This is a genomic window from Desulfosporosinus nitroreducens (assembly GCF_023897015.1).
Classification (GTDB): Bacteria; Bacillota; Desulfitobacteriia; order Desulfitobacteriales; family Desulfitobacteriaceae; genus Desulfosporosinus; species Desulfosporosinus nitroreducens.
Window position 1 is genome coordinate 276,862 of record NZ_JAMHFY010000004.1, and the last position, 21,058, is coordinate 297,919.

Consider the following 21,058-nt stretch of genomic DNA (forward strand, 5'->3'; position numbering starts at 1 on the left):
TTCCTTTCCAACACATTTTTAATTTCCTAAAGAACTCCAAAGCTAAAAATCAAACATCGAAGCTTTTAGATAGTGAAATGGGAGTCTTGAAAATTAAATACATAATTAAGGACGGATTTTTAACCCTTTCTCTGATGCATCAGAGAAAGGGTTAAAAGTATTTATATCATGAGATAGACTATATTATTAAAAAACAAGGCTAAAGATTATTGTCCAGCCTTGTTTTACCAATCAAGAATTTAATTCCCCGTCCATAAAGTCCTCTAACAGAGATAAAAAAACAGTAACTCCTAATAGATCCGCACTTCCGCCCGGACCTATCTTCCGTTTGCAAAAATCCTCATCCATTTCTTCGATTGCTTTAATTCCTGCAGCCGTTGTCATACCCCCAAGAGCAATAATCTTCTTAGCGTTTTCCTGAACTTCTTTTAAAGTTTCGAAAGAGTGTCTATGTAAGATATTAGTATCCTCGTTAAATTGCATAATGGCTAACAGAGTGTGAACCAGCCTTGAGTTTTGGCCTAATTGATGATTTGCCCGATAAACATCCAGGGCAATGTCAAAAACTGTGGGTAATCCTCTTTGGACTTCTCCCCTGATGCCTTCGACTTTGTGGGTTAGAAAGAGTATTTCACCATGGGTCAACCTTGATGGATGGGTGCTTTCCAACTCGCTGACTCTTGAACTTAGCTCCCTTTCCACTAAACCTTCGGTCATATCTTGAATAATCTTCTGCAGTGCAGAGAAGCCAGCTCCTGAGTATAAGGCCTTACCTCCTGCGGCACAGCAGATTCCCATTAAAAAAAGTGTTCCTTTATGTGTATTAACGCCTCGTGTTTTATGAAACATTCTCCCTTCACCCAACTGCCCGATCTGCCTAATCCTCTTAAATATTTCTTTGGGGCTTTTAGAAGTAAACCCCGCTTTAGCGCAATGAATCAGAGGGCTGATAAGAGCCGTGGCACTATCCAGAAAGGTGAAGTAATCCATGTCACTATGGGCACCATTAGAGACTTTAGAAACCAACCCGGGGGATGGATGACAGGCGACCTCATAGAGAATTGCCTGTACCGCTAAACTAGCTATGGCAATTGCTTGGTCATCTAGGCTATTGTTCTTCCCTGCTATGTACATTAAATTTCTCCATTTTCTCCACGTCAAAAGGGTTTCTAGATCCCCATTTCCCTATATCTGTTAAACCGGTCTTCAATAAATTCTATAACCTCATGCTCTTCATGTCGCCTTGATCTCACGCAATGTTGGGCATAATCCTCACATACATAACATTTTCTACTGGGATATCCAAGTTCCTGTCTGCTTATGCTTCTACCCAAGCTATCATAGACATCAAGGTCTAAACACCGTCCGAGAACATGCTTTTCTTCCAGATTAACAGTTATCCTCTTTAAAGCAATAGCTTCTTCTTTAACTGCAGCCAAGAAAATCGGACCTTCTGCCCCTGGCTGCCACGTTTTAAAACATACCTTTTCCCCTAACACAGTGCAAATTAAAGCACTCATTTCCTGGATAATAGTCAAAGTGAGATCATTTGTTTTCTGGAGGCCCGGATAGTTTACTCTCATCACCAGCATCGGAGTTTGATAACGTTTTAGAAGGCTGTCAATAAACTCAGCCCTTCTCTCCCTTGCTTCAAGTAAATCGTTAACAGTATATCTTTCCATAATTCAGTGCGGAGAGTCAGATCTTTTTATATTCTCCACGATCTCCCTTCCACGGCTTGTACTCAGAAACTCCAAGGTAACTTCAGGCAGGAGGTTACTAAGCTTATGAATATCATCTGTCTTTAGCAGTCTTCTAACCATTGAAGCACTGATTGCTTCGTTTCCAAATGCCTTCCTCTTGATTTCATGCAGTTCAACCCCGTAAATAGGCAGCACATTCTTTAAAGTCTCATTATATGTTTTTGTAACCGTACAATAAGGTTCTTCTCCCACATATCTTTTCTTGATCTGAAAAATATGGCAAAAATACTTCCCAAAAATTGAGGAATCTAAGTCAGCATAGGCTCTGAGTCTTTCTCCTTCTTCCCTTAAAAAGTAAGAGGGAAAGGTAGCTGTTGAGATAATGTACTCCCCACTTGGCATTACTTTGACATTTTTTAAATGACCAATCCCCTGACGAACCAGCTTAATTCTCGTTTCGAAAGGAAACAGAGATTTATCCTCTTCTACAATAAACACGAGAACCTCGCTATTATTCTTAGAAGCTTCTTCAATTAAGAATTGGTGGCCCAAAGTGAAGGGATTGCAATTCATAACCAAAGCCGCCTTTTCCGAATCTCCAATGTTATAGTTCTTTTTTATTTCCTTTAATTTTTGACTGATATTATAAATTCCATTTTCTAAGAGAGCAACCTCAGGATTGTTATGAATAAGTTTGAAATTCAAGGCTGAAAAAATATGAACCTGTGAAGGCTTTGTAAAAACAAAATAGTGATATATACCTTGACTGAAGAGTTGATCGATTAAGGCGGAGACTAAAGTCGATGTTATTCCCTCTCCCCTGAGCTCATCAATAACCGCAAAACACTTTAAGACATTTTTTGCTTTTGAGCAGGTCGCAACGATGGGGGTCCCCTTTGCCGCGGTCATCTGCTCCCCGGCTCTTATGACAAGCGTATAGTCCACATCCCGATCTAAGACTAGGTCAAAATTTTCGAGGAAGGTTTCTACCTCTTCTCGTTCCACCTTATTCTTGAGATTTACCTTTTCGATGTGAACTCCGTACATACTTTTTCTCTCCCTTGATAGAAGCAAAGGAATGTTTCTCTTGCTTCCTATAAGTTCCCTACTCTGTGCCGCACACGCTTTTTTATTATTAACGCAAATAGCGCCCTGAAACCCCAAACTCTTCCAAAGCCGTCGCCCCCCGTTCATCCTCCTCCCTTCGACCCCCAAGCCAGAGGAAGTTTCTTAACTAAAGAGCAAAGATAGAGGAATCAAAGTCAGTGAGCGCAGAATGTTGCCTGTGGGCTAAGAAACTGAGTCCACTTCCCTGACGACGTCGATAACACTGCCGTCCCTATATTCTATAACTGCGACAATTTTCTCCGATGTTGCAACAGCCTTAGGGACTCCCGTGATTTTTTCTGCCAGCAGTTTTAATTCTTCTATGGTCATTAGAGGGAGTTTGGTCATCTTTAGCTTTTCAAGCAGGTCCGCTCTTTTAGGATTAACAGCAATTCCTCGTTCCGTGACTACAACATCAATGCTTTCCCCAGGAGTAGTGACGGTTATCACCTTGTCCTTGATTATTGGTAGTCGGGCCTTCATAAGATTTGTTACCACAATAGCAAGTTTTGATCCGGCTGCTGTATCACTATGTCCACCTGAACCGCCCATAATCACTCCGTTGGACCCTGTCGTAACATTAACATTAAAGTCCGTGTCAATTTCTGTCGCTCCCAAAATTATAATATCCAGATTGTTAACCACGGCTCCTTTTGTATGCGGATTGCCATACATGGAAGCGGACATAAATTGATGTGTGGGGTTATCTCTATAAGACTCTATCGCTTTTAGATCAAAGCATTGAACATCAAAGAGGCTTCTAAAAAGTCCTTCCTCCAACATTTCTACGAGATACCCGGTAATTCCGCCGGAAGCGAAACTTCCAACCACCCCTTCATGTTGCATAATCTTTTTCAGTTCCGCGGCAACGGCCAGTGAAGTACCGCCTGCTCCCGTTTGAAAGGACATGCCCTCCCGAACTAAACCGGAGGCCTTAATCACTTCAGTCGCTCTTTTAGCAATGATAAGCGCCACCGGATCCTTAGTAATTCTCGTCGTGCCGGAAACGATACCCTTAGGATCTCCGATGGAATCAATTTTAACGATGTAATCTATAAAAACTTGGTTGATTTCAATGGGATAGGCAGGGTAAGGCACTAAATGATCCGTTATGGCGATGGTTTTATCGGCATACTCGGCATCTGCAACGGCATACCCTAACGATCCACAAGCTGCATCACCATAAACTCCATTAACATTTCCATAGGTGTCCGCCGTGGGAGCTGCCAGAAATGCAACATCGATGTGTAATTCTCCGCTTTCTATGGCCCTAGCCCGTCCGCCATGAGTTTGCATAATCGCAGGTTTCTTCAATTTGCCCTTCGAAACCGCTTCCGCCACTGGGCCGGATATGTAATTTGTAACTAAACCCGTCACCACTCCGCTTTCTATGTGCTCGACAAGGGGTGCATGGATTGGAAAAATAGAACTCGCCGCAACGGTCAGATCCTTAACTCCTCTTGCGGCCAATCTCTCCATGACTTTATTTAAAACATAATCTCCATTTCTTAAATGATGGTGAAAGGAGATAGTCATCCCATCGTTGATGTTTAACTTGTCTAAGGCATCCTCTAAGCTTGGTAATACTTTTTGATCATTAGGGATCACACTTGTTAGCCTGACGGCGGTTCTGGTTTTTACTCCAACATCACTAAAAGCCCCTTGAAAAGGCCTAACATGCCCATATCCTTTAATATAGTCAGGAATTTCTCTGCCCAGTATAGTTTTCATCTTGCTCCACCCTCACCGCTAATAAGTCCCAGCCTTATGCCTTGATCGACTGTGCATGCTGCTCGATTGATGACAGGAGCATCGATCATTTTACCATCTAATGAGCAACATCCTTTGCCTTCTTTTTCAGCTTCCTCCATAGCATCCAAAATCCTTAAAGCTCGTTTTAGTTCATCCTCTGTCGGTGCGAAAACGGAATGAATAGTTTCAATCTGTCTTGGATTTATAGCCGATTTTCCAGTTAGCCCTAAACCTTTTGCTTTAGCCGTATCCTTTTCAAGTCCCTCATAATCGTTCGTATCTGTGAATGGAGTATCGATTGCATCTACCTTTAAAGCTCTGCACACAGTTGCAACCTTATTTCGGGCATAAAAGATTTCTTCTCCCTCTTTTGTCCGTTCTATGCCTAAATCTGCTGTTAAGTCTTCCCCTCCCAACAACACTCCAACTGTTCGTCTAGAGGCTTCGATCACGTTATAGACATTTTCAAGTCCTAGCGCAGTTTCTATGAGAGCGATAATCTTAATGCTTCCGGGGGGATATCCCTCTTCCTTTTCAATTTTATCAAGTAATTTATCCACAAGCTTTATTTCTTCTTCATTCGCTTTAGGGATCAACAATGTATCAGGTTTTACCCGAGCGATCACATCCACATCTTGCGGCCCAAACTCCGTATCTAGGGGATTTACTCTGACTACCACTTCCACCTGTGAGTAATCAATGGTTCTAATCGCTTCTCTAACTAAAATCCTGGCACTGTCCTTTTCTGTTAAGCTAACCGCATCCTCTAAATCTAAGATTATCGAGTCTGCTCCCAGTATCGCTGCGTCTTGAAGCATACCAGGGTTATTCCCCGGCATAAACAACATCGTTCTTCTCAATTTTTCCATGTTAACCCACCTTATGTTTAAATTGCCCTGCTAATAGCAGTTTCTACTCTTGCTGCAATGGTGTAATCTAAAGCTCCCTTGTCTTGAGCCTTAATTGATATGCCTTCGATGCCCATTTCCTGTACTTTATGTAAAATCACTTGCTCGATGACCTCTCCGAATTGTTGCATAACAATACTTTCTAGTTCGAGCTCTGTTTTTCCAAACTCATTAGGTTTAACCATTATTAGAATATCATTAGACTCCAAGGTCCCCGCTTTGGCCACTTTCGTTATTTTCACGTTACTCACCTCAATTCCAAGAACATCCTACTAATTAACCTTTAATCTTCCCCAAAAATACACATTCCGAACACTTGTCATTATATCAAATGACAGGTGTTCGGAATAGCGTTGACCCCAATGCAAATTTTCTTTATGAAGTTAGTTTGATAATTCGAAGATTCCGTTTTCATAGTTAAAAATGAAAACCTCACCAGTTTCAATCATGTAATAGAAGCCGTAAATATTTATCTCTTTATTAAGATACTTTTCTTTAATATAAGGATAGGTTAATAGATGTTTAATCTGCTCTAATATGTTTATTTGCTCGGTTAACCATTCTCTCATGTATTCATCGTCTTTGTCTTCCAGATGTACCATGACCCTCTTCTTAACATTTTGGGCCAATTCCAGCCATTTTTTAGTATCCGGCAAATTATTAAGAATCTCATCAGGCAAATAGATCGAAGCACACCCTCCACAATTAGAGTGGCCACAGACAACAATATTTTCTACTTTTAGAGACTTTACAGCGTATTCAATTGCTGAAGTAGTTGCCACATAGTCCTGATGTGTTTCTTTATAGGGTGGGACTATGTTGGCAATATTTCGAACAACGAACAATTCTCCAGGTAAAGATTTTGTTATCATCTCTGGCATTACACGTGAATCCGAGCAGGCAATAAACAAAGTATGCGGTTCTTGACGTCGTTTCAACTTATCGAATAAATTCTTATGCTCTTCGAAGTCCTTTTGTCTAAACTTAATCAGCCCTTCTAACATTCTTTGCATAAGTCGACCTCCAAATAATTATTCTTTAGTTCTTTGGCCCATACAATTAGATACAGTAGATACAATAATAATTCCAAACGGTGATTTGTAACTTCTTGCACTAACTTAATTATAAGGCCTTTTTACTAAAAATTGGAGGCCTATATTATGTTTTTATTATGTTTTTTTATTATGGCAATCCCATTATTGTATTGCCTTATTATTCAGTATATTTATTGTAATAAGCCCTATCAACAGTTTCTCCTTCTTGTTGGTAATTATCACCGAATCTATCATATTGCAATCAATATGCATTACATTAATTCATACTATGGTTGATTTGCATAAACGCAACATCCGATGGCTCCATTATATTGGGGCTCTTGGGGTATCACAATCTTACGGCCGGATCCTCGCTCCAAAAGCTTGCCGACTGCTTGATTATGTGCTACACCTCCGGTGAAAACAATTATCTCCCCGCGAAACGATCGCAAAAGAGGCAAAATACGTTTAACTATCGTAGTGTTTACTCCTGCCGCTAGTTCAGTCAGGGGAAATCCTTCGACAATCTTACCGATCAGCTCACTTTCGCCGAACACCGCGCAAGTGGAATTCAGCTCCACAGGAGCATCGGTATATTCCCCCAGCTCCTCGAGAGTCAGGTCGAGTATAGTCGCCATATTCTCTAAATAACGTCCAGAAGAGGCAGCACACTTATCATTGGTCAAAAAATCAACCATCTTCCCTTTTTGGACCTGAATAATTTTACTGTCTTGTCCACCCAAATCAACTAACGTAAAATCCTTAAGACCTGTCTGATAAATTGCTCCCAGCACATGGGCTTTAAGCTCAGGAATTGCTTCGCCGCCGGCAAGTTCCAGGGTATTCCGCCCGTATCCCGTGGAAACTAAATGATCGACCGCAGGCAACCCTAAAGCCTCAAAGTTCACGGACAATTTATCACCCTGTTTTCGTCCGTACTCCCGATAAAAACGAATTGTATCCAAACTTTCCAGTCGAAGGATCTCCAAACCTTCCTCTTCAGGCTTATATTCCATAAGGGCAATCTTAACACTCCGACTCCCCAGATCAATTCCACAAATGGTATGTTGTCCCGACATAATGTTTTTCATCCTTCCACCAATATATTCATTAGAGACCCTCTTGGAGGGTCTCTAACACACAAGGTCTATTCCCTAGCTCTGAGGTTCTTTTCATGCAACTATGGATTCGGGGAGCCCATCGTATGTAGTGCCACCAGCAGATTCGTTACTTCATTTAACTCTTATCAACTTTAACAGTTTAATCCACTCTAATCGTCTTTAACAATTTTAATCCGCTTTAATCATCTCTAATCGACCTTAACCAACTTTCATACGGCAAGGCGGAGCGCAAGGCGAAGAGCGTTTCAGGCTACCCTGAAAAACGCCTAAAAACATTCTCAAGAATTCATAGACTCAAAAGGAAGGCGGCTTCGATCCACAGGAGTGAACCCATTGCATGGAGAGGCGGTAAAAGCACCATAAAGCTGGCGCGGGGAAGCGGAGCCACGGGTTCACATCAGGTATTACCCGGAGGTTTGGCACGAAAGTGTCCGGTGGACATTTTCGCTGAAGCGGCAATCTCCAAAGGATACTTATCCGCTGAAGATAGCCCCGCGCCGGCGAGTGGGCGAGCCTCGGAATGCTGGGTGACGAAGACACTGTCTTCGCACGAATTAGCTTTCTTGCAGGATGTGGGCGAAGCCGCTCGACCCGAAGGACCCATTTTCATCATCTGCTGGTGCAGCGCAGCGGCATGGGGGTCTACTCTCTAGTCCTCGATCATACTTAAAAATGACTCTAATCTCATTTTACTGCGTGCATCTAACCCTGTTGGATTTTCTCCTTCCAAAGTTAAAATTGGGTAATCCAGCTTTTTTCTAATAATCTGATCTTCAATCTGACGATAACAAAAGCTTTGCGTATAGTGGATAATTCCATCGAGTTGACGACGCTCTGCTTCTCTGGCGATATCCTCTAAACGCAGAAATACTTTATATGGATACGTGTACAAACGATATTGTTCAACAATGTCATCTGTATTAAAAGGCATGGAAAATTGCCTCTGAACTTCATTAAAAACAACCCTGGCGCCGTGTTCTTCCAGGAAATCGTACAGTTCCGGAAAGATAGGCGGAACCCCGATAAATCCGAGGCGTATTTCCCGCTTTTTCCTGCCCAACCCAGAACGAGAACGTTCTGACAAAGGCTTACGAGCACCCGCGCTTTGAATAAATTCTTGCATCTCATGAGCAAAACCCTCGGGATTACCATTAAAATCTGAACACGAAACAAGGTAGAGGTGATTTTCGAATCCACTCACCCTGTTCTCTTCCCAGGTCAATCGATCAATTTCCCATGCTAATGCCCGAACCTGATCAAGCCGCTTCTTTTGCAGGTTCACGTCTTCCCAGGTGGTTCCCAACACATTAATTAGCTTATCCATTTGAAGGCGGAGCATGTCAGGATCTCGATCATAAGGAAATGCAAAAGGAATAATCTCGATCCCCTCGACCTCCCAAGTCTCCATCAGGGCATGGGTATTACTGCAATCCCCTTGTGTAACAGCAACAATCTGTCGAATATCCGGATTATGCAAGGCTGTCGAATACAATCCTTTAATCCAGCCGCACACATTCCGTGGATAACCCGCGAGCTCCGCTTCCTCTAAACGTTGCATTGCTTCAGAACTGGTAATAAATATATTGTTCAAATCAACCGGCGTATCCCCTGCCGCAAATATAACTTCAACCGGCACCGTCGTTGTTAAACCGATTTTACTCATTAATTGTCTCTGCTCCTTTGGTTCCAAGTACATTAAATATTAGAACTTATGTCTATTTTAGAGGATTAAGGTTGAAATGTTAAGTACGTTTAGCAACTGCATATAGCTGCATATTTACAAGCACCTTATATGCAAAGTTGACCCAGCACCTAACATTAAGCAATACTAATGGAATTATCTAAACAGATTGCGGCCTATTTAACTGGCAAACCCGCTTTCATCCAACGTCTAAAGCCCTAGTTTGCACCACGAGAGCGTGTCTCTCGATCCCTCTTTAACACAGCAAGCGTCCTGTTCATCTCATTGTGCACGATCATATACCCTTCATCTACTCCCATACCGGGTTTTGCAAGCATCTGATCCGGACGGGCAGCCAGTGATACATGCACCGCAGTCCTTCCGCCAGAATCCGTTTCATTGCAGGATCCACCTACATAAGCGCCAACTCCGTATTTTTTGGCATAGATAACCGCTTCAATCGTGTTTTGAATTCCCCCTAGATCCGGAGTTTTAATTTGAACCATATCCGCAGCTTGGGCATCCACAAACTTGACAATATCTTCGTAAGTATTGCACCATTCATCAGCCACGATTTCCACTTTAACTCCCCGAGCCTTCAACGCTACTCGCAAGGCCTTCAGTTGTTCAATCTGACCTTCCAGGCTTCCGGCATCCATAGGTCCTTCAATCCGTAAGTGCAAGGGATCAGCAGCTTTTTCTAACTGTATAAAGTAGTCCACCATCCGCTCCACATTATCCTCAAAAGCAAGACCTATCGTACCATAAACATCGATGTGTAAGACCGGGCGATAATCATCACCGCCGAGCGTCATAATCCGGTTTCGAAGCCAAATCACATAATCTAGGAGCAGTTCTCCATCTTTACCAAGCTTTGTCTCTACATTATTGATCAACGCATGTGGTAAAACTCCGGCGCGTTTTATAATCGCCTTATCCGCATTTTCATAGCGATCATCCCCAGTTTGAGTGAAAATAGGGACAGGTTCAAGAACCATCGGAAGTTCATATTCTTCAAGAATCACTTCGGTGATTGTTTTCCTCTGAGCTTTAGCCACCCCATCCAGAATAGCCTGACTCACGCCATACCGAATCGCAGTATGATAACGTTCCCCATTCTCGCGTTGAGAGTTTTCAACAAGATCCACTAATTTGCGGAAAGAATCTAACTCCTGACCTACGAGCTTAGGTGCAATCTCTCCCAGAATAATAGGAATAAAATCCTCAGCTAAAAATAGCGGATCCCGTCCCCCGGCCCCCGAATACTGTACAGCCGCACAATCCCCTGAAGCAACTTGCCCATCTTCCAAAATAAGCATCACTGAAATAGACTCACCCCGTTGACGAACCGCCTTAAAACCAGGCGTTTTCGGCTCCCCCAAATAAGTAAAACCATCATGTTCCACTCCAGATTTAATAGCCAGTTGATCATCAAAATAAAAACCCGTAAGCCCCGGTGAAGCAATAACATCAATAATCTTCATTAATAGCATCCTCCTTAGATAATGATCTATGTCATCCCCAACCCAAGTCTAATTCCCCCAAGGGGCTTAGCATGCTAACCAGGCTAACCTCCAGGAATACCCAAACGTCCAACGCCACCCAGGATAGACGTTGCTTGAGACATAGAGAACGACTTAAGCAAGCTGCCCGCCAAACTTCACGAAGCGCAGGCAAAGAACGGCCTCATGCAACATCATTTCAACCCAGTCTAATTCCCCCAAGGGGCTTAGCTAACTACCCCGGCTTTCGGGAATACCCAAATCGTCCACGCAGGATAGACGTTGCTTGAGACCAAGAGAACGACTTAAGCGAGCAGCCCGCCAAACTTCACGAAAGCGCAGGCGGAGGACGGGGCGGAACACAGGACGTGTTCCGCCGGCCATGCGACAGGGACGTCGCTTTGGCCGGGTACCCCGTCCGGAGCCGAAGCTAGCGTGTTAGTTTGGCCTGCGAGCGCCGGTCGTGAACGGGTCTCAAGCAACGTCATCCCCAGAAACCCATAGACCCGAAAAAAGCTAACCCCTTGGCCGCCCAACGAGCATCCCTTTACCAATCGCATAAATATCATCAATCACCATCTGGAAGGAGGGATCCCTGTCCTCATCCCGACCACGCTGAGCAATGCGTTCACGATGAAACTCCTTAATCGTCTCATCAAACGGAATATTGCCAAAGTCCAATAAACGTATAGCACCTGTGGTGTCGCGAGCCGGGAGAATCTTTCCGGCATTATATCGACTCGGTGCAAAGGGAACATCAATTACTCCGGCTTGAAACGCCCGAACTGTGCCGACCGCAGCATCTCCTTCTCCCAGTTCGAGGACTCGATCAAGGATCGCCCTTGTTTCAGCTAAGATCATATCTTCTTCCAGGGCAAGCTCTGGAGTCATAGGCAACGACTGATCTTTTAACATGGTTAATATTTGTTTTGTGGTTCGGATACCTGCAGCATTTGCCTCTTTGGTAGGTATCCCCAGAGCTTCATGAGGAGTTTTTACGATGACCTTTGAGGCTTTACCCAAAGCCGCAGTCACTGCCCCCCAGGAAATGACCCCAAAAGCTTTCGCTTCATCCTGTGGAAAACCACCCATCCATTGGTGAAAGACCGTGGTGATCATCACTTTCGGCAAGCCTAGTTTTACTAAATACTCTTCCGCAAGAACCGGTAAGGTATGCAGTGCCGCAACATCTTGGATGAGATTACCGCATTGTCCATAACCGAGTGTCAAACTGCGAACCCCCTGAGCGACCGCGAGAATCCCTTCTATAACAGCAACAGCATGAGAAATAGCAGGTGGAACGAGTGTCCCTGTCAACGGACCAAAGGGCTCACGGTTGATTTTTACCCCTTGCTCTTCGTACAGACCGATAAGGCGATCCACGTACTGCCAATATTTTATCGTGCTTTCAATAGAAACATCTTTAGAATAAGGAATGTTATAAGAAATTCCGCCGCCTTCATAATCTGTAAATCCACCGGCAATGGTAATTTCCGCCAGCAAGCGAGCATCCGGCGTCCCGTGACGAACTTGAACCGGCACTTGAACACTTTCCACAACCTGGCGGCAGGCCGCAACTCCATGGTTTACCGCCGGAAACCCGTTAAGCATAGAACGACCAATCATAGCACTTTCTTCTATACCCGCTTGAGCTTCCGTATAACGGTTTTGGCGAGTATAAGAATCAATCGTGGAAGGCAGAAAATCAGCCCCTCCTTCATCTTGAAGGAAACGTAACAATTCAATATGCTCATTGATGAGCGCTACACCCGCCCGCGGTTGAGCAAAGGTAATCCCTTTTTCTTTTCCTTCGGCGAGTTTCTCCGCAAATATTTTACTCTTAGGCAACGATTTCTGATACGCGACCGCTTCTTCAAAAAAGACATCCTTACCCGTCTGCCATTGTCCCAATACTTCCTGCCGCTGGCGCTGAAACTCTTCGGCGTCCATTTGTCGGACTGTCAGATCCATATACTAAACCTCCTAAAGTTTTACGATGTATTTTTTCATCATCCGAAGCGCAACCTGTGGCGACACTTCTCGCAGTAAGCCCATGGCTGCTAAAATGTACTCTTTATCCAAGTAGAAACTGGGATCTTGTGGTTTGAGAATCGTGGGTTCCTGCGGATTAAAGACCGCACCTCGTAAAATTTCCAAGGGATCCGAATGATGGAGAAGCACTCCCCCCGTTCCAATGACCACTGCTAATGGCGTTAAGTCCTTGCCGTTCTGGACATAACTTGCTCCGAAAGGGGTATAGACCACTTCGATCGTTCCCACATGGCGATCCACTGCCAAACCTACGGCAATTCGGCCCATAGCCACATCAAACTTCGCTTCTTCCGCCGTTTGAGGGATTCGCCAGGGATCTTCTTTATATAAACTCAGTTGGTCTAAAACTTGATCATTTGTCCAACCAAGATTGTCCATCAAAGGTTTTCCGGCAGTTTCCACTAAAGCTTCTGAACTGTAACGCATCCCAAGGTCCCCTTCGACCGTCCGTTTGACATAAGGTTCGGGCAAGCCTTTCAGCATAACACTGGGTTTGCTCGGATCACCTTTAGCAATGGAATGAACATCTGTCGTAGCACCGCCAACATCCACAATGATCAGCTCTCCCATTCCCGGTTCGGAACCGTATCCCTGAGCTAAAAGTTCTGCCGCTGAAAGCACCGCTGACGGTGTTGGCATCATGATCCTCTCCAGGAATTCTTCCGCTTTGTCTAACCCTTTGGCCTGAATAATGTGGGTTAAATAAACCTCTCGAATTGCTAAACGAGCTGATTCTACTGACAAAACGCCCAGTTCCGGCATCACATTGTCTGCGATGACTACGGGGGTGTGTTGCTTCCTGAGGATATCTGCAGCTTGACCAGACACAACTTTGTTTCCCGCAATTACCACAGGGAGGCTAACAGGGAGTGTACTGAGCATTTCCGCATTTTTGAGAATTACTTCCCTATTCCCGCCATCAGTTCCTCCGGCTAACAGAAGGATATCTGGTTTTGAAAGGATAATTCTATCTAAATCTTTCTGAGTTAACTCATAGCTAAAAACCTCCAGGACTCGAGCACCGGCACCCAACGCTGCACGCCTCGCCGCCTCTGCAGTAAGCTCTTTTACCAATCCACTGGCAATCATTTTTAAACCGCCGGCTGCGCTGCTACAGGCGAGCTTACGGACAAAATTCCATCCTCCCTCAGGCTCGGGAATTTGGGCTAAAGCTACCTTCATTCCGTCCATTATGTTTGTTTCAATTGTTGTGCCCGCTCGAGCCGTCCCGACGATATTCTCACTCTCTAAGTCTACGATTGTCACTTTTGTATACGTACTACCAAAATCAATGAGAAGGACTGCTTGCAAGGTCCATTCCCCCTTTTAATCTATCGTCATACCTAAGTCCTTACGCAGATCTTCAATCGGAGTATCCGGAAGAGTTCCAGGGGGATAAACTCGGTCAAAGCCCATGGCTAAGAACCGCTCTTTAACGGATTCAAAATCCTGTTTACCTACTACTAAATTCCCGCCTACATACATGATGATCTTGCCAATTCCTGTTTCCTGACATTTTTCACGCAACCCCCGACAATCCATCTCTCCATGGCCATACAAGGACGAAACCAATAAAGCGTCCGCATCCGTTTCAATGGCTGAATGAATGAATTCTTCTTGTGTTGCCAAGACCCCAATGTTGATCACTTTGAAACCAGCTTGGGTAAAGGCAAAGTCTAAGATTCGATTGCCCACAGCATGCACATCTGATCCAATGACCCCTAATACCACAGTTTTTTGCTCCATCGATCAATTCCTCCTGGTCATTTCTTAACCTTCGTCAAGTTGTTTAATCTTGTTTAAATCCTAAGAAAGATCGTATGAAATCCCAAAACTTACTCACCTAATATGACTTGCTCTACCTGGCCAATCGGTTCTTGGAGAAGAGTATTTCCTACTTGTTTAAAAAGCTCTGGATCTCCACTGACATAGTAGCGAGCTCGCCATGGTTTTTTCCCAAAAGCAGGCTGTGATTCAACCAGTTCGGATTGTTCCCACTCATCCAAATGCTGAAGCAATATTTTAAGTTCTTTTACAACCGCCCGAGCCGGATCTACGATAAGTACATCTTTTCCTAAGATCTCTTTCAGGACCGGTTCAAGAAATGGATAATGAGTGCATCCTAAAATCAAGGTATCTATACCGGCTGCATGCAAGGGAGTAAGATAAGTTTTGGCAATTCCTCTTGCCTCTGAAGAATTGGACAGACCAGCTTCAATTAGAGGTACAAAAAGAGGACAGCCCTGTGCTTTAGTCAAGGTAATAGGCTGTTCTCCCTGTTGCCAGGATTCTCGAAGCGTTGGGTCTTCAGGTAAGCAGCCTTTCGCCAAGGCCCGACTCACAGCCGTCGAATACGCTTTACTGCGCACGGTGGTTTCTGTGGCAATTAGTCCAATCCTTCCCGCGATGGTTTTTTCAACGGCCAACCGGGCTCCCGGTTCAACCATGCCAATCATCGGGACATCAAACCGCTCTCTTAAAATAGGCAACGCTGTAGCCGAACTTGTATTACAGGCTACGACAATCACCTCAGCCCCTTGCCCAATCAGAAAGGTAGCAATTTCTTCCCCAAAACGAATGAGCTCCTCACGAGAACGATTTCCGTACGGTACCCTGGCCGTATCTCCAAAATAAACGATTCTAACATCGAGCAGTTGCTCCAAAATCTCCCTCATCACGGTCAGTCCACCCACTCCGGAGTCAAACATGCCAATTACGCGTTGTTTCTTCAAAACTTCTCCCCCTTCAGGTCCAACAAAGCCCCTCTAAGTAAATTAAGACTCCCTGCATCTGGTTCAAAACGAAACTCAATACACTCCATATTCTCTGGAAGAACTTTTTCAACTCGAAAACGAAGCCTTGGAGCTAAGATTACAGCCCCGCATTCCGGTAAAATTTCACGCAGACTTGCTTCATTCGGTTGAATAAGAGTTTTAAAAGCCGGGTACAATCCCGCTTGTCTGAGAGCGATTTTTATTTTTTCAGCATACTGGTTACTTTCACAAACCAGAGCCAATTCACGGCCCATGGTTAGTTTTGCAATGCGCACGATTGTGTCAAGTTTTGGTTGGAGAGAAATCCCCAGAATAGGGATGTGAAGTTTGCCTAAAAGAATCTTCACTTCAGCCAGATGGGCTACCCCTGTGACAGCCATATCCATTCCTGCTAAGCATTCCTGTGCTCGGGGGGATTCCTGAAGCTCAGAAAGAAGTAATGGCACAAGACTCACACCTGGACCAAGGTTCCAATTGACATCTGTCAGTTGCTCGGGGTTACTTACCAAAAATGCCACTTTCATGCGCGAAAGCAGATCTTTCTTCTCCATCCCCCGAACATGCACGAAGGACACAAAATCATCAATAGAGAATCCGAGTCCTACCGCTTCCTCCATAGCTAAATCAACGATACGTAATACCTTCTCTTTGCGACTTTCCTGCTGCATGATCAAGGCTGTATCCTCAACAAAGGTCCCTTTACCCCGTGTCGAGCATAGAATCCCTTCACTCTCCAATTCCTTATATGCTTGGCTCACGGTATTTCGGCTGACAGCTATGCTTTTAGCTAACTCCCGTTCCGGTGGGAGTTTTGTCCCTGCTGGCCAAATCCCTTGGGTAATTCGCCGCCGAATCTGCTCTTTAAGCTGGATGTAATAGGGCACACCGCTTTTTCGATCTAGCTCCATCAAAAATCACCTTTCTAACCTTTAACAAGCCACAAGCCTACTCGATCTATCTATCTTATGTTAGGTTTAATCCTTTTTGGCCTGGTTGACTAGTCCAATTTTAATTTATTTCTCCATTCCCTTAGCTATTCCCTTCTTTATATTGTCTAATAAAAATTTATTTTTTTAATTAGTATGTATCAGGTTAGGTAATTGATCAAAGGGCCTGCCTCCCCTCACTGAAGGATGGGTCCAAGGTCCATTATTCTAGGTCATGAAGGATCTAGTGGGTTATGTAATTTTGTGGATAACGCGCTAGTCCATGCCGGTAGTGCTATCATGATAAAGTACGGAACGAATGGGTCCCTGGCAGATATTAATGGAGTTTTGATGTTAAGAGTAATTCAGACTTAAATCAACATTTTTTTGCTAAATAGGAGAATTAACATAAATCAGAAACTGAACGCATTGAAAGAACAGGCACGACAGAATTTGTGTTCTGAAGAAGGCCTGAAAATGCGAAGTTTACGTCCTGTCGAGGTCGAAAGTGTCTTTGGTGATATCAAAGGCAACTTTGGCATGCGCCGATTCCTCTTAAAAGGGTTAGAGAAGGTTAAAATTGAATGGGGTCTCCACTGTATTGCTCATAACATGAGAAAGATGGCAGTGGTGATGGGATAAAAAGTGGTATCTACCTTTAATACAAACTAAAAGATAACATAGACACAAAACTTAGTTCGATACGGCCCCTTTTCTCTATCTACGAACCTCATAAATCTCTAAATGTTATGACAATGGCACCAGCATTCGGACGCATCTGTTAAATTTGATTGACTCAGATAACCCTCGCATAGGCAATTCTCTCAATTTCCGAAACATCTAAGCTCCTGCCTATAGGCTCCAAATACTTTTCTTGATAATAAGAAGCCCCGACATCTTCAACTAACGTTAGATTAAAGGGTCTTAAAGAAACCTCTAACTGGGACGGTTCAAGTCCGAAACCCCAGGTTTCATAATGTTCTTTAAATCGATTTTTAGATTTATTAATGTAGTTAACGAAATCATCAGCACCTTCAATATCTGATTCTTTTTCAATTACACTTTTTAAAATATACGTAAATACAATCTCACTTCCTGGTGCTGTTTCGGAAATAGATGTAAGCGTATTGGTAACAGCATCCTGAGAAATATATTGAGTAACACCTTCCCAAATAAAGAAGGCAGGTTTTGCAAAGTTAAACCCCTTTGAAGTTAATACTTCACTGAGTTTCTGAATATTGAAATCGATAGGAATAAAACTAACACCCTTTGGTATTGAGCCAAACGTTTGTTGTAATTTTTCCTTTTTAGAATCTTGCGTGGAAGGCAAATCTACTTCAAACACTCTTATTGCTTCTATACCCAATATTCTATACGGGCGGGTGTCTAAACCCGCACCTAATATAACAACCTGTTGAATTCCTTTCACTATTGCTGCTTGAAGGGCATCATCAATATATCTTGTTCGGCAAACGAATAATCCATAAATTCCTCTAGTTCTGCTATCACACTTTCCTATCACCCAATTTCTTATACTTCTGAATTGCATCAATAGTCGCACTGGTTTATTAAAAAACTCTTTGATTATGGGGTCACTAAACAGTCGATTTGGTTGATACTGTTCAATTAGTCTGCACGATGCCGCTACAAGAGCGGTTCCACTTTTCTTATTTCCCATAGTTGAAGTGCACTCCCTATCTATTTACTTATTTCTAGCCACAATTCAAAGCCCATACGATGATTTATCTAATGACAATAGCACCAGTAGTCCAAAAGAACGCTGGTGCTATTGTCATAACAACACTGCTCTTGTTCGCCCAAGGTAGCAAAAACAATTTGACTGCAAGAACCCCCCTTAAACTGTGAAAATGATTTCAGATGAGTATCATTTATTTGGATAGCTCCACCATAATTTCCTTTAACATCTAAATAATTCGCTACAATGGACAATTTACCTTTATTTCACTCCTTGGGTCCGATAATTCACTATGTAAACAGTACTGGATGACCGATTTATCTTACACCTTGTAGTCCTTTATTCAAAAGGACTACAAGATCATTACTACACCTTGCCCGCCGTCAACAAGTACGCGGTCACCGGTCTGCAAACGCATGGTTGCGTTGCCACAGCCCACAACTGCGGGAATGCCCAACTCGCGAGCAACGATAGCAGCATGCGATAGCGGTGCTCCCACATCGGTGACAATTGCGCCCGCCCGAGGAAAGAGTGGTGTCCATGCAATGTCTGTTTGGGAGGTAACCAGGATCTCCCCTTTTTGAAATTGAGCTCCTTCCTCTGGGCTGTGCAAGAGACGAACCACTCCCTCGATTCGGCCCGCAGACCCTGCGGAACCGGTTATAACATTACCCTTCGACTCACTGGAACCATACGAGGAACCGGAGGCGGAGCCATAAGCATCGTAGATGTCATTGCGTCGCTTGGGATCTGCCGCCCACAGCAACGGATCAAAACGACCACATATAATCGACGGATAGGGAGGCAAAGACGAGTACCTTCTGTGAATGTCCTTCCTTGCAGGGATAAATTTCACTACCGCCTCATCTCCAGACAGGGCATTCAATACCTCTTCAATTGTCAGGAAAAAAATATCGTCGCCTAGACCTGTCAATTGCCCAGCACGAAGAGCGAAACTGCGGGCAACCCAACGATCACGCACGTATTCAGAACGAACTGCTTCGCGCATGCGAGCCTTTGGAGCCACTTTATTTATACGACGTTTCATAGATCGCACCTTCCGTGGATGGCTTGTTTCAAAGCGATTCCAGGCAATAACGAACTCATCGCGCTGTTTTATAAGTAAAGCTTCTACATCTATGGGTGATTTTTCGAACTGTGCCAACTGCTGATCGAGCCAACCCGGGTCCTCAGCTGGACGAGGAACAGACAGCTCAAACTCATTGGGTCCCCGATGGCCATATTGAGCTATATATTCAGTACGGTCGATTTCTCGGCGCGCCACCTTTGCTATTCCAAGAACAGGTCCAAGACTTGCTAAGAGTCCTGAGCCTGAACCGTCTCTGACGTCTGAACTGCTACTCAGACCTGATATGAACGTATCAGCGTCCTCCGGCCCTAGCAGTTCAATTAGCTCACGTCGCAACTTAATCGTATAGTCTGAGAACTGAGTTACGCTACCCATTACGCTCCAAACAGTGTTCTTCAGGTGAGGTGAAATCTCATTGTGCCATAAGAAGGTTAGTTCGACCTTCTTATTTGTTTCATGGATCTGTTTTTGCATTCTCTCGCACCAAGTCGGATTGGCTCTCAGGAACCTGGGCAATTCTCGAACCATCCTAATCTGTTTGATTATTATTCCTACAGAATTAAAAATGAAGGATACTATCGAACGCTTGTACAGAGGTATCAGGGGAATCTCCATGCTCTCCGGAATTCGTGTGTATAACAAGCCTTCCAGAAACCGCATTATACCTTGTTTATTTTTACCCAAAGCACTTAAAACCGAAGCATAGATACTTAAGTTTAAATAGATACGGCCACCAATATTTCCGGATGATTGATATCCGGGTAGCAACTTCCACGATTCGAATATTTGCTGTTGGACAGTCCAAGTGAGAGGCGTCATCACCTGGGGGATTGCTTCCCCAAAATTAACGTTCGACCATAAGTAATTACCAGTCATACTATCATTACACTCACCGGTGGTAGGATTATGTCCGATCAGAGTCGTCACTGGCCGGGACTGCAGCAAATATAACGTGCCTCCTGCGATCGACCATTCGATATCCTGGGGACAGCCCATTTCCTTCTCCAGGCAGTCTCCCAGTTTATAGAGCTTGGGGGCGAACTTTTTCAGTTCCACAGGTCCATCATAGCCAACCCTTCTCCAAATCCCTGTTTTTCTCCCCAGCTTAAATGTATAAGCTGTAACCTGACCAGACACCAATTTCTCGCCCAACCCGAAGATAAAGTTGCCTGCCATTTCATTGCGGTTACCAGTCACCGGGTCAGCTGTAAACAAAACACCCGAAATATCTGATTTTACCATTTGCTGAATAACCACAGCCATGTCGTGAGACTCGTTAATACCTTTTACCTCGCTGTAAACCTGCACTTCCTTACTATGCCGTGACTTGCTCACGGTTCGGATCGCCTTCCGGACTTCATCGTCGGTGCTGACATCCAGTACAGTGTCAAACTGGCCAGCAAAAGAAGCCATAGACGAATCCTCAGACAGTGCAGATGAACGGACAGCGCAGGAGCTTTCGCCTCCCTCCTGACATATTTGCTTAAGGTACGCCTGGACCTGGCCCCAGGCTTCTGGTATTAATTCGTCATTTTTGAAAGCCGGCGGCATAATTATGAAGCCATCGGGGACTGGATAACCCTTTTGATAAAGGTGCGCAAGTGCTCCGCCTTTCCCTCCTGCTAGATGATTATGCTCAGTTCTCAATTCCTTAAATAAGTAAACTAATTGTTTCACCCCAACCCCTCCTTTCTACTCTGATTTATCATTCA

At 44.0% G+C, this 21,058-nt stretch carries 17 protein-coding genes and 1 pseudogene; 1 reads left to right on the forward strand and 17 read right to left on the reverse strand.

Features of this window, described 5'->3' with window-relative positions; genetic code table 11:
* Positions 1 to 231: 231 nt before the first annotated feature.
* The 15 genes from citG to M8E35_RS06970 all read right to left on the reverse strand — a co-directional run bounded on the left by citG (position 232) and on the right by M8E35_RS06970 (position 16,542).
* The gene (gene citG / locus M8E35_RS06900; protein WP_252468107.1) at positions 232 to 1,134 is read right to left on the reverse strand and encodes a triphosphoribosyl-dephospho-CoA synthase CitG; all 903 of its coding nucleotides are present in this window, start codon (positions 1,132 to 1,134) and stop codon (positions 232 to 234) included.
* Between the two features lie 35 nt (positions 1,135 to 1,169).
* On the reverse strand, positions 1,170 to 1,682 hold the full coding sequence (gene citX / locus M8E35_RS06905; protein ID WP_252468108.1) for a citrate lyase holo-[acyl-carrier protein] synthase: 513 nt from the start codon (positions 1,680 to 1,682) through the stop codon (positions 1,170 to 1,172).
* Between the two features lie 3 nt (positions 1,683 to 1,685).
* Positions 1,686 to 2,750, reverse strand: a complete 1,065-nt coding sequence (gene citC / locus M8E35_RS06910; RefSeq protein ID WP_252468109.1) for a [citrate (pro-3S)-lyase] ligase — start codon at positions 2,748 to 2,750, stop codon at positions 1,686 to 1,688.
* A 243-nt stretch (positions 2,751 to 2,993) separates the two neighbouring features.
* Positions 2,994 to 4,541, reverse strand: a complete 1,548-nt coding sequence (gene citF / locus M8E35_RS06915) for a citrate lyase subunit alpha (protein WP_252468110.1) — start codon at positions 4,539 to 4,541, stop codon at positions 2,994 to 2,996.
* The gene (locus M8E35_RS06920) at positions 4,538 to 5,431 is read right to left on the reverse strand and encodes an HpcH/HpaI aldolase/citrate lyase family protein (RefSeq protein WP_252468111.1); all 894 of its coding nucleotides are present in this window, start codon (positions 5,429 to 5,431) and stop codon (positions 4,538 to 4,540) included. The genes citF and M8E35_RS06920 overlap by 4 nt, the downstream gene beginning before the upstream one ends.
* 17 nt (positions 5,432 to 5,448) lie before the next feature.
* The gene (gene citD / locus M8E35_RS06925; RefSeq protein ID WP_073027956.1) at positions 5,449 to 5,712 is read right to left on the reverse strand and encodes a citrate lyase acyl carrier protein; all 264 of its coding nucleotides are present in this window, start codon (positions 5,710 to 5,712) and stop codon (positions 5,449 to 5,451) included.
* 141 nt (positions 5,713 to 5,853) lie between these two features.
* Positions 5,854 to 6,483 carry a carbonic anhydrase gene (locus M8E35_RS06930; protein WP_252468112.1) on the reverse strand — a complete coding sequence of 210 codons (630 nt, stop codon included), beginning with the start codon at positions 6,481 to 6,483 and terminating at the stop codon, positions 5,854 to 5,856.
* 308 nt (positions 6,484 to 6,791) lie between these two features.
* On the reverse strand, positions 6,792 to 7,583 hold the full coding sequence (locus tag M8E35_RS06935; protein WP_252468113.1) for an acyl-CoA dehydratase activase: 792 nt from the start codon (positions 7,581 to 7,583) through the stop codon (positions 6,792 to 6,794).
* A 691-nt stretch (positions 7,584 to 8,274) separates the two neighbouring features.
* Complete coding sequence (locus M8E35_RS06940) at positions 8,275 to 9,288, reverse strand: 2-hydroxyacyl-CoA dehydratase family protein (protein WP_252468114.1); 1,014 nt, start codon at positions 9,286 to 9,288, stop codon at positions 8,275 to 8,277.
* Between the two features lie 236 nt (positions 9,289 to 9,524).
* Positions 9,525 to 10,790: a methylaspartate ammonia-lyase gene (locus tag M8E35_RS06945; RefSeq protein ID WP_252468115.1), complete on the reverse strand. Its 1,266-nt coding sequence runs from the start codon at positions 10,788 to 10,790 to the stop codon at positions 9,525 to 9,527.
* A 534-nt stretch (positions 10,791 to 11,324) separates the two neighbouring features.
* Positions 11,325 to 12,779 (reverse strand): methylaspartate mutase subunit E, encoded by a 1,455-nt coding sequence (locus M8E35_RS06950; protein ID WP_252468116.1) that lies wholly within the window; start codon positions 12,777 to 12,779, stop codon positions 11,325 to 11,327.
* A gap of 12 nt (positions 12,780 to 12,791) precedes the next feature.
* The gene (gene glmL / locus M8E35_RS06955) at positions 12,792 to 14,171 is read right to left on the reverse strand and encodes a methylaspartate mutase accessory protein GlmL (RefSeq protein ID WP_252468117.1); all 1,380 of its coding nucleotides are present in this window, start codon (positions 14,169 to 14,171) and stop codon (positions 12,792 to 12,794) included.
* A gap of 15 nt (positions 14,172 to 14,186) precedes the next feature.
* On the reverse strand, positions 14,187 to 14,606 hold the full coding sequence (gene glmS / locus M8E35_RS06960) for a methylaspartate mutase subunit S (RefSeq protein ID WP_252468118.1): 420 nt from the start codon (positions 14,604 to 14,606) through the stop codon (positions 14,187 to 14,189).
* 89 nt (positions 14,607 to 14,695) lie between these two features.
* Positions 14,696 to 15,592 (reverse strand): glutamate racemase, encoded by an 897-nt coding sequence (locus M8E35_RS06965; RefSeq protein ID WP_252468119.1) that lies wholly within the window; start codon positions 15,590 to 15,592, stop codon positions 14,696 to 14,698.
* Positions 15,589 to 16,542 (reverse strand): GntR family transcriptional regulator, encoded by a 954-nt coding sequence (locus M8E35_RS06970; RefSeq protein WP_252468120.1) that lies wholly within the window; start codon positions 16,540 to 16,542, stop codon positions 15,589 to 15,591. Before M8E35_RS06970 ends, M8E35_RS06965 begins: the two co-directional genes overlap by 4 nt.
* A gap of 411 nt (positions 16,543 to 16,953) precedes the next feature.
* On the opposite strand from M8E35_RS06970, the pseudogene M8E35_RS06975 reads away from it, so the two are divergent.
* A pseudogene (locus tag M8E35_RS06975) lies at positions 16,954 to 17,202 on the forward strand (transposase); the annotation flags it as partial.
* Positions 17,203 to 17,356: 154 nt separating this feature from the next.
* Here the strand turns inward: M8E35_RS06975 and M8E35_RS06980 are convergent.
* The gene (locus M8E35_RS06980; protein ID WP_252468121.1) at positions 17,357 to 18,238 is read right to left on the reverse strand and encodes a class I SAM-dependent methyltransferase; all 882 of its coding nucleotides are present in this window, start codon (positions 18,236 to 18,238) and stop codon (positions 17,357 to 17,359) included.
* A gap of 370 nt (positions 18,239 to 18,608) precedes the next feature.
* Positions 18,609 to 21,023: a PEP/pyruvate-binding domain-containing protein gene (locus tag M8E35_RS06985; RefSeq protein WP_252468122.1), complete on the reverse strand. Its 2,415-nt coding sequence runs from the start codon at positions 21,021 to 21,023 to the stop codon at positions 18,609 to 18,611.
* Positions 21,024 to 21,058 lie beyond the last annotated feature (35 nt).

Bases quoted from the DNA above. Each gene is read 5' to 3' on its own strand.
- citG (WP_252468107.1), bottom strand. From the start codon at position 1,134: ATGTACATAGCAGGGAAGAACAATAGCCTAGATGACCAAGCAATTGCC.
- citX (WP_252468108.1), bottom strand. From the start codon at position 1,682: ATGGAAAGATATACTGTTAACGATTTACTTGAAGCAAGGGAGAGAAGG.
- citC (WP_252468109.1), bottom strand. From the start codon at position 2,750: ATGTACGGAGTTCACATCGAAAAGGTAAATCTCAAGAATAAGGTGGAA.
- citF (WP_252468110.1), bottom strand. From the start codon at position 4,541: ATGAAAACTATACTGGGCAGAGAAATTCCTGACTATATTAAAGGATAT.
- M8E35_RS06920 (WP_252468111.1), bottom strand. From the start codon at position 5,431: ATGGAAAAATTGAGAAGAACGATGTTGTTTATGCCGGGGAATAACCCT.
- M8E35_RS06930 (WP_252468112.1), bottom strand. From the start codon at position 6,483: ATGCAAAGAATGTTAGAAGGGCTGATTAAGTTTAGACAAAAGGACTTC.
- M8E35_RS06935 (WP_252468113.1), bottom strand. From the start codon at position 7,583: ATGTCGGGACAACATACCATTTGTGGAATTGATCTGGGGAGTCGGAGT.
- M8E35_RS06940 (WP_252468114.1), bottom strand. From the start codon at position 9,288: ATGAGTAAAATCGGTTTAACAACGACGGTGCCGGTTGAAGTTATATTT.
- M8E35_RS06945 (WP_252468115.1), bottom strand. From the start codon at position 10,790: ATGAAGATTATTGATGTTATTGCTTCACCGGGGCTTACGGGTTTTTAT.
- M8E35_RS06950 (WP_252468116.1), bottom strand. From the start codon at position 12,779: ATGGATCTGACAGTCCGACAAATGGACGCCGAAGAGTTTCAGCGCCAG.
- glmS (WP_252468118.1), bottom strand. From the start codon at position 14,606: ATGGAGCAAAAAACTGTGGTATTAGGGGTCATTGGATCAGATGTGCAT.
- M8E35_RS06970 (WP_252468120.1), bottom strand. From the start codon at position 16,542: ATGGAGCTAGATCGAAAAAGCGGTGTGCCCTATTACATCCAGCTTAAA.
- M8E35_RS06980 (WP_252468121.1), bottom strand. From the start codon at position 18,238: ATGGGAAATAAGAAAAGTGGAACCGCTCTTGTAGCGGCATCGTGCAGA.